At 60.3% G+C, this 8,344-nt stretch carries 7 protein-coding genes; 5 read left to right on the top strand and 2 right to left on the bottom strand.

Annotation, left to right across the window (positions count from 1 at the left end; translation table 11 throughout):
• Positions 1 to 401: 401 nt before the first annotated feature.
• From hspB to VJV58_RS01065, 3 genes are all read left to right on the top strand, one after another.
• A complete protein-coding gene (hspB, locus tag VJV58_RS01075) occupies positions 402 to 860 on the top strand; it encodes a small heat shock protein HspB (RefSeq protein WP_324135455.1) in 459 nt (152 codons plus the stop codon).
• Between the two features lie 225 nt (positions 861 to 1,085).
• Positions 1,086 to 2,015 (top strand): DMT family transporter, encoded by a 930-nt coding sequence (locus VJV58_RS01070; RefSeq protein ID WP_324135454.1) that lies wholly within the window; start codon positions 1,086 to 1,088, stop codon positions 2,013 to 2,015.
• A gap of 40 nt (positions 2,016 to 2,055) precedes the next feature.
• Positions 2,056 to 3,288, top strand: coding sequence for an alpha-hydroxy acid oxidase (locus VJV58_RS01065; protein WP_324135453.1), 1,233 nt, complete (start codon positions 2,056 to 2,058; stop codon positions 3,286 to 3,288).
• Here VJV58_RS01065 and VJV58_RS01060 read toward each other — a convergent pair.
• Positions 3,285 to 3,686, bottom strand: a complete 402-nt coding sequence (locus VJV58_RS01060) for a DUF1330 domain-containing protein (RefSeq protein WP_324135452.1) — start codon at positions 3,684 to 3,686, stop codon at positions 3,285 to 3,287. The genes VJV58_RS01065 and VJV58_RS01060 overlap by 4 nt on opposite strands.
• Before the next feature lie 104 nt (positions 3,687 to 3,790).
• Positions 3,791 to 5,476, bottom strand: coding sequence for a methyl-accepting chemotaxis protein (locus VJV58_RS01055; protein ID WP_324135456.1), 1,686 nt, complete (start codon positions 5,474 to 5,476; stop codon positions 3,791 to 3,793).
• Between the two features lie 218 nt (positions 5,477 to 5,694).
• On the opposite strand from VJV58_RS01055, the gene VJV58_RS01050 reads away from it, so the two are divergent.
• Positions 5,695 to 6,738 carry a C-terminal binding protein gene (locus tag VJV58_RS01050; RefSeq protein ID WP_324135451.1) on the top strand — a complete coding sequence of 348 codons (1,044 nt, stop codon included), beginning with the start codon at positions 5,695 to 5,697 and terminating at the stop codon, positions 6,736 to 6,738.
• Positions 6,739 to 6,846: 108 nt separating this feature from the next.
• On the top strand, positions 6,847 to 8,187 hold the full coding sequence (locus VJV58_RS01045) for an ABC transporter substrate-binding protein (RefSeq protein ID WP_324135450.1): 1,341 nt from the start codon (positions 6,847 to 6,849) through the stop codon (positions 8,185 to 8,187).
• The last annotated feature ends 157 nt before the right edge of the window (positions 8,188 to 8,344 follow it).

The raw sequence follows: 8,344 nt of genomic DNA, 5'->3' as shown, positions 1-8,344 counted from the left end.
ATCGAAAACCGAACCGGGATGTAAAATGGCATTCAGGTCGTACACATTTTCATCAAAGCAACGGTCTAGCTCGGTCATGTTGTCCTCCTAAGCTCCTTTCGTCTGGGACGAAAATCCACTTAGAAGAAGGTGACCCAAGTTCAAGATCCTGCCGGAAAATTTTTTGGCCTCAGCAATTGGCACACACGGCACTAGCAATCATGCCAGCAAAGCGCTGCCCTCGAGGCGTAACCGCCGATTTACCAAAAAATCGCGCTCGGTCTTGAAACCGAAAACGCGTTTGCTAATTTCTTATCCGCCGCGATGTGCGGCCCGGGCGCCCTTCGGGGGCTCGGCTGAGACGGGCGCCGGTGGTGTCCGGCACCTGCTTGTAACCATCTTGCTCAACGGAGGATTTGGCTATGAGAACATACGACTTCGCTCCCCTCTGGCGGTCGACCATCGGCTTTGACCGCTTCTTCGATCTCGTCGACGCAGCGCAGCACGCCGGCAGCGAGGACAATTACCCGCCCTGCAATGTCGAGCGGCTTGGCGAGGATCGCTACCAGATCTCGCTGGCCTTGGCGGGCTTCTCGCCTGACGAGATCGCCATCACGGCCGAGCAGAACGTGCTGACGGTCGAAGGCCGCAAGAGTGAAAAAGCCCAACGCGAGTTCCTGTATCAAGGAATTTCGTCGCGGCCGTTCAAGCGCCAGTTCAATCTGGCCGACTACGTCCAGGTCAAGGGCGCGGCATTCGATAATGGCTTGTTGAAGATCGAACTGGTTCGTGAAGTTCCGGAAGCGATGAAGCCGCGTCGGATCGCGATCAACGGTTCGCCCACTTCGAATATCCGCGAGATCGAGACCAAGGCCGCCTGACCGGCAGCAATTACGTGAGAACCACGCTTCCCGCGGCAGACGCCGCCGCGGGAAGGCTCGCGTCTGCACGGAATTTGGATTCCGGCGCATGGTCGCGATGCATCTTCCGCCATTGATAATGCGGGAAAACCCGTGTCTGTGAACGGGCCGGACCAGACCGGCCCGGTCCTTGAGGTCGGGGCGGCGACGGCATCATTCAACTCCGGGCCAGCATCGCCGCGCTCCATGTCCGTCTCCGACCAAACCACCCGCGCCGATAGCAGCTGGCTCGCCAACCAGCCCTATCTGCTGCTCCTGGTTACCGCGCTGTGTTGGGCCGGCAACGCGATCGTCGGCAGACTTGCCGCCGGACATATTCCACCCGTGACGCTGTCGTTCCTGCGCTGGTCGCTGGCGTTCCTGCTCATCCTTCCCTTCGCCTGGAAACATCTGCTCCGTGACTGGAGCGCGATCCGCGCCCGGCTGGGCACCATGGTCGTTCTCTCGATCACCGGCATCGGCGCCTTCAACACTCTGCAATATTGGGCGCTCGAGCATACGGAAGCGCTGAACACGCTTTTGCTGCAGTCGGCCGGTCCCCTCTTTGTCGCGGTATGGTCGCTGATCCTGCTTGGGGTCAGCCTGACGCTTGCCCAGGCAGGCGGCATTCTGCTGTCGCTGACGGGCGTATTGGTAATTCTGTTGCGTGGCGACCTGACGACGCTGACGAGCATCGAATTCAACAAGGGCGATATCATCTTCACGGTCGCGCTGGCGATTTTTGGTTTGTACTCGGTGCTTTCGTTGAAACGGCCGAACATTCACGGCCTGTCTTTTGTTGGCTTCACCTTCGGCTGTGGCGCGGCAAGCCTTATTCCGTTGTTGGTGTACGAGTTGTTTTCCCGCCCGGTGATGCAGCTCGATGCACCGAACCTCCTGACGCTGTTTTACGTGGCGGTATTTCCCTCGACCCTGGCGTATCTGTGCTTTAACCGTGGCGTGCAGCTGATCGGCGCCAATCGGGCCGCGCCGTTCTTTCACGTGGTGCCGGTATTCGGATCAGTGATGGCTATCGTGTTTCTCGGCGAGCGGCCGCAGCTATTTCACTTTATCGGCTTTGCACTAGTGCTGGTCGGCGTTTTCGTCGCCTCGCGAAAACCCGCAAGCACCGCCTAGCTTATTATCGGTTAATTCGTCCATCGGAACAGCCACCAGCATGCATGACGTAACCTCAAATTTGTCTCCACCTCCGGCAACCGTGCAACGCTCCGAGAGCGCCACCCCGCGTGCGCTGCGCCGCTATTTGTCGCTCGATGATTTCGAGGCGACCGCCCGGCGGCGGTTACCAAACTTTCTCTACGGCTATATTGCCGGCGCAGCGGAAACCGACGCCGCGCTGCGCGACAACCGTCGTGCGTTTGACGAATACGGTTTCGTTCCGCGCGTGCTGAACGACGTTTCGGGCCGTGAGCAGACCACAAAGCTGTTCGGCCAGACCTACTCGTCGCCGTTCGGAATCCCTCCGATGGGGTCGGCCGCCCTGTGTGCTTATCGCGGTGATATCGTGCTTACGCGCGCTGCGTCGACGATGAACTTGCCGATGATACTCAGCGCCTCGTCCTTGATCCCGCTGGAAGACGTTCAGCGCGAAAATCCGGCCGCTTGGTATCAAGCCTACCTGGCCGGCGACGCCGCGCGGATCGAACCACTGGTGGACCGGGTCGCCGCTGCCGGCTACGAGACGTTTGTGGTTACCGCTGACGTGCCGGTCGCGCCCAACCGCGAAAATAACGTCCGCAACGGTTTCCAGGTGCCGCTCGCGATTACGCCTCGGGTCGCCTGGGACACTATTACCCATCCGGATTGGCTACTCGGCACCTGGGCCCGCACCGTGATCAATCACGGCATGCCGCATTTCGAGAATATGGATGCGGTACGCGGCCCGCCGGCGCTGTCCAAAAACCTGATGCGCAATATCGGCAAGCGCGACCAGCTCGCCTGGAAACATGTCGAGCTGATCCGACGTCGCTGGAAGGGTAAGCTGGTGGTCAAGGGCCTGATGTCGCCGACGGACGCGCGCATCGCTCGGGAGAGCGGGGTCGATGGCGTCATCGTGTCCAACCATGGTGGTCGGCAGCTTGATTGCACCGTATCCTCCTTGCGCACGCTGCCGGAGATATCCGCTGAGGCGAATGGCATGACCGTGATGCTGGACGGCGGCATCCGCCGCGGCACTGACGTGCTGAAGGCGCTGGCGCTCGGCGCTCACTTCGTCTTCATCGGGCGGCCGTTGCTGTTCGCGGCGGTGGCGGCCGGCGAAGCCGGCGTGCGGCGCGCCCTCACTTTGCTCAGGGACGAAGTCGATCGCGACATGGCGCTGCTCGGCATCCGCAGCATCAGTGAAATTTCGTCCGACCTGCTTCGTCGAATTGCGCCGGAGCCGCGCTAGCTCGTCTTGAATTTGCTGTAGACTTCGCTGCTGGCAATAATCAGGTGTTCGGCGCATCCGTTTCGGCGGTGTGGGTCGCACCGATTTTCGTAATCCGACGATGTCATCATGTCGATGAAGGCGGCCACCGACGGATAATATACGAGCGCCAGATAATCCCATTGATTGCCGGCTTGCGGCCCTAGCGCGACCGCCTTTGCATCCCCTGTCCAGAGTAATGTACCGCCACGCGCTTTGACCATCGGCACTGTCAGCGCACTATAGCGCAGATAAGCGTCCCAGCCACTGCCCTCACCGTCCAGGGAGCGATCGCGGAACCGCATCAGGTTCACCATCACGATAGGACCGTCGTGCTTCAAATCTCGAAGCGCTTCGACATTCAACAAATCCACGCCCATGATGATCTCCGCGGTCGCCCCCGATCAGCTTTGCACATTATAGGATTGCTTGCATGGGGCTGGCGCGGATTTCGGTGGCTGCCCGCGCTGCCCGCGTCTGGGAGCTAGGCGGCGCGAATCTTGGCCAGAAATCCGTCAACCGCGCTGCGCAGCATGCCCGACTGTTGATCGAGTTCGCGGGCGTTTGCGAGAACCTCCGACGCGGCCTTGCCCGTGGCCGCCGCCGAGGTGGTGACGCCACTGATATGAGCGCTGATCTCCGTCGATCCGGCCGCCACCGACTGGATGTTGCGCGCGATTTCGCGCGTCGCGTCACCCTGCTGCTCGATAGCGGTCGAAATGCTGACGGTGATTTCACTCATCTGTCCGATTGTCTCGGTGATCCCGTTGATCGCGGTCACCGCGTCACCGGTGGAGGACTGCATGGCGGCAACTTGGGCTGAAATCTCCTCGGTCGCCTTGGCGGTCTGGCTCGCTAGCGCCTTGACCTCGGACGCGACTACCGCGAACCCACGGCCGGACTCGCCGGCCCGCGCCGCCTCGATCGTGGCGTTGAGCGCAAGCAGGTTGGTTTGAGCCGCGATGCTGTGGATCAGCTTGACAACCTCGCCAATCTTTTCGGCTCCCATCGACAAAACCTGCACTGTGGCGTTGGTCCGCTCGGCATCCGCAACTGCCTTGCTTGCGATCTCGCTCGATCGCGTGACCTGCCGGGAAATTTCCCCGACTGAACTGGACAGCTCTTCTGCCGCTGCCGCGACCGTTTCGACGTTGTTCGATGCGCTTTCCGTTGCCGCGCCGACGCTCGAAGCCCGGACGTTGGCGTCGCTCGCGGTGGCGGTCATCGATTCGGCGGTACTCTGCATTCCCGCCGCAGCCGTCGATACCGACCGGACAATGCCATTGACGCTGCGTTCAAAGTCACAGGCGATAACTTCCATCGCCGCACGGTGCTCGGCGGCGGCACCTGCTCTGGTGTCCGCTTCGGCTTTTTCCAGCTCCCGCATCCGCGCCGCGTTGTCCTTGAAAATCTGCACCGTCGCGGCCATGGCGCCGACCTCGTCCCCGCGCCCTACGCCTGGAATCTCTTCTCCCAGTTCGCCCTCGGCTAACGCCTGCATGCAAGCGCCGAGTTGGGCGAGCGGACGGCTGATGCTGCGACCAATGACCCAGGCCGCGGTGCCCGAGATCGTGCCGATGAGTAGTGTCGCCAGACCGAGCGCCAATACGACAGGCCTCAGCTTCGCGTCCAGATCGTCGAGATAGGCGCCGGTTCCGAGAAACATATCCCAGCCGGGAACGGAGACGGCGTAGCCAATCTTGCGGATCAATTTCTCCTCATTGGGCTTCATGTATTCAAACCTGAGCAGCATTTCCCCTTTGGCCTTGACCCCATCCATCAATTCGCGATTGAGAAACCTGCCATTGGTCAGCACGTCCATGCGATTGGTCCCAACCTGCTTGGGATCACCCGACACCAACTGGACACCATCGTAGCTCGTAGCGTAGAGATAGCCGGCGCCATTGTCGTAGGTCATAGAATTGGCGCGTCGGCTGAACTCGGCAATGGCTGCTTCCTTCGTGAGCTGTCCAGCCTCGACCTGTTTTTGCAGCCCTAGTGCCATATTGCGGGCCATGTCGACGATGGCGTGAACCTGGTCAATACGCGCATTCAGCATTTCGCGCTGCATCAGATAGCTCGCGACAGCGCTGGCAACGCAAAGGCCGAACAATGTCGCGCTCACCAAAATGCCGAGCTTGGGGGCGATCTTCAGGTTATTCAGCCTGATCCTGGTCAACTTCATGGTAGGCTCCGAAAACCTCGACGGCGTACGATTGGCAGAACGATCGGCCGCAAGCTATGGTGCAAGCTTTAGCGCTTGGTTACCTGGTCACCTCCGTAGAATTGCTGACCAAGGGCAAGGGATTGCGCAACCTATGGGGCCGGCGACGCCCGACCCCAGTGATATCCAACACCGAAATATCAAATCGGGAGAAAAGAAAAGACATGGCGAAATTCAGGGTGGTGACGCCGAAAGGCGCGAGTTTCACAGTCGCCGGTGGCGGTTACGGATTTGAAAAGGAGGCGCTCGATCCGATCGGCGCGGAGATCATCGAGGCGCCGGCCAATGAAGCCGAGTTTATCGAGGCGGCTCGGACTGCCGATGCGATCTATGCCAAAGGCATTCCGATGTCGAAGAAGATCATCGACAGCCTTGAGAATTGCAAGGTCATCACGCTTGGCACGGTTGGCGTTGACAGCGTCGATATCAAGGCCGCCACCGCGCGCGGCATTCCCGTCACCAACGTTCCAGATACCTTCATTGAGGAGGTTGCTGACCACGCCATGATGCTGCTGCTGGCTGGATTTCGCCGCTTGATCGAGCAGGACAAGATGGTTCGGCAAGGCCGCTGGGCCGAGGGCCGCCCTGCGCTTCTGAAAATTCCGCGTCTGATGGGACAGACGCTCGGCTTTATTTCGTTCGGCCGGGTGGCGCGAGCGGTAGCCAAGCGCGCCGCGCCGTTCGGGCTCAGGATGCTGGCCTATGATCCCTTCATCTCCGAAACGCTGATTTATGATCACGGCGTGCTTCCGGCGACCTTGTCCGAGGTGCTCTCGCAATCCGATTTCGTGTCGATGCATGCGCCTGCGCGACCTGAAGTCCACCGCATGCTCGGCGAGACGCACTTTCGGCAAATGAAGCCAAGCGCGACCTTCATCAACACCGGCCGTGGCGCAACGGTGAACGAGGAGGCGCTGATCAAGGCGCTGCAGGAAGGCTGGATTGCTCACGCCGCCCTGGACGTGCTGGAGACTGAGCCGCCTTCGCACAACAACCCGATGCTCAGTATGGAAAACGTCACACTGACGGCCCACGTTGCCTCGGCCTCGGCACGCTTCGACGAGGCGCGCAAGCGTCGCGTCGGCTACGAATTGTCACTGGTCCTGTCCGGCATGTGGCCGGTAAGCTGCGTCAACCCTTCGGTGCTGCAAAATACTCAGCTTCGGCGCTGGCAGCCCGTTGGCATGGAGCGCGGCCCGAACAGCTAGGGCATGATCTGGAACATGAAAGCGTATTTCCGAAACATCATGCCCAAATAGGGACGAAAGCGTTCGATGCACCGGCCACTAGAGCCGGAAGAAACCCGGGAGGAAGTCATGACGAGCGAATTCACCCGCCGCGAGGCGTTGGCTTTGGGAGTTTCGGCAGCCGCAGTGGCGGCGACGGGCGCATCGGCTCAAACCTCCTCGTCTGTCATCAAGGTCGCCGACGTTCCCGCACCGGCGTTCAACATCGAAAAGGGAGCGAGCCTTCGCATGTTGCGGCCGGTCCGGTTCGTGCAGCCAGACGAAGACGTCTTCCGCGCCAACGCCGCCCGATTCACGGAGAAAACGGGCGTCACGGTGAAGGTCGACTTCGTGGGTTGGGAGGACATCAATCAGCAGACCGCGGTTACCTCGAACAGTGGAGCCGGCCCGGACATCATCATCGGGTTTTCCGATTCGCCTCACATCTACGCCGACAAGCTCATCGAGTTGACGGAGGTTGCCGACTATCTTGGCAAGCGTTACGGCAACTGGATGTTCCTCGCCGAAAAATATGGCAAGCGTTACAAGAGCAACGCATGGATCGGATTGCCGTTCGGAGCCAGCAGCGGGCCGCTGGTATATCGAAAGTCCATCGTGCACGCGGCCGGATTCGAAAAAGTGCCGGACGACCATGCGGGCTTTCTGGATCTTTGCCAGAAACTGCAGAAGGGCGGCAAGCCGGCGGGGTTCGCGCTCGGCAACGCGGTGGGCGACGGCAACGGGTTCGCGAACTGGATATTGTGGTCGCATAACGCCTCCCTCCTCGATGAGGAAGGCAACGTCATCATCAACAGCAAGGAAACGATTGCCGCGCTAAACTATCTGAAGCAGCTCTATCCGACCATGATTGCGGGGACGCCATCGTGGAACGACGTCAGCAACAACAGGGCGTATTCATCTCAGGAGATTTCGCTCACGGCCAATGGTGTGTCGCTTTATTTTTCCCTGAAGAAGGATCCGGCGACAGCAGCGATCGCCGAAGATACCGAGCACCAGTTCCTTCCGACCGGGGTGGCAAAGAGCTCGCCGATGGGAGGGCTGACGCTGAACGCGATGGTGTTCAAGCATAGCCCGTATCCAAATGCCGCCAAGGCCTTCCTGCAATTCATGATGGAGCGCGAGCAGTACGAGCCGTGGCTCAACGCCAATAGCGGTTATTGGGCTCATCCGCTTACCGCCTATGGCGACGCCGCGGTGTGGTCGGGAGATCCCAAGGTTCGCATCTTCAAGAACACAATGGCGAACAGATATTGGACCGGTTACAAGGGCCCGATTTCGGCAGCCAGTGGCGCCGTCAATGCCGATTACGTGCTGGTGCAGATGTGCGCTTCAGTTGCGACCGATGCCGCAACACCCGAAGCCGCAGCAGCCGAGGCGGAGCGCCGCGCCAAGCGATACTTCCGCCGCTAGATGTCCGTCACGACAGCGCTTTCCCGAAGTGCGATCCAGCACCAGCCGGGCTGGTTGGCCCGGTTGCTCGACTACAAGCCGTTCCTGATCGTCGTCTGCCTGACCCCGGCCATCGGCCTGTTGCTGGTTTTTCTGACCTATCCTCTAGGATTGGGTG

The organism is Bradyrhizobium sp. (assembly GCF_035273305.1).
Lineage (GTDB): Bacteria > Pseudomonadota > Alphaproteobacteria > Rhizobiales > Xanthobacteraceae > Bradyrhizobium.
This window is presented reverse-complemented; position numbering and strand designations above follow the sequence as displayed.

Excerpts from the sequence above, each read along its gene's own strand:
- hspB (WP_324135455.1), top strand. The coding sequence starts at position 402 with ATGAGAACATACGACTTCGCTCCCCTCTGGCGGTCGACCATCGGCTTT.
- VJV58_RS01060 (WP_324135452.1), bottom strand. The coding sequence starts at position 3,686 with ATGGGCGTGGATTTGTTGAATGTCGAAGCGCTTCGAGATTTGAAGCAC.
- VJV58_RS01050 (WP_324135451.1), top strand. The coding sequence starts at position 5,695 with ATGGCGAAATTCAGGGTGGTGACGCCGAAAGGCGCGAGTTTCACAGTC.
- VJV58_RS01045 (WP_324135450.1), top strand. The coding sequence starts at position 6,847 with ATGACGAGCGAATTCACCCGCCGCGAGGCGTTGGCTTTGGGAGTTTCG.
- VJV58_RS01070 (WP_324135454.1), top strand. The coding sequence starts at position 1,086 with ATGTCCGTCTCCGACCAAACCACCCGCGCCGATAGCAGCTGGCTCGCC.
- VJV58_RS01065 (WP_324135453.1), top strand. The coding sequence starts at position 2,056 with ATGCATGACGTAACCTCAAATTTGTCTCCACCTCCGGCAACCGTGCAA.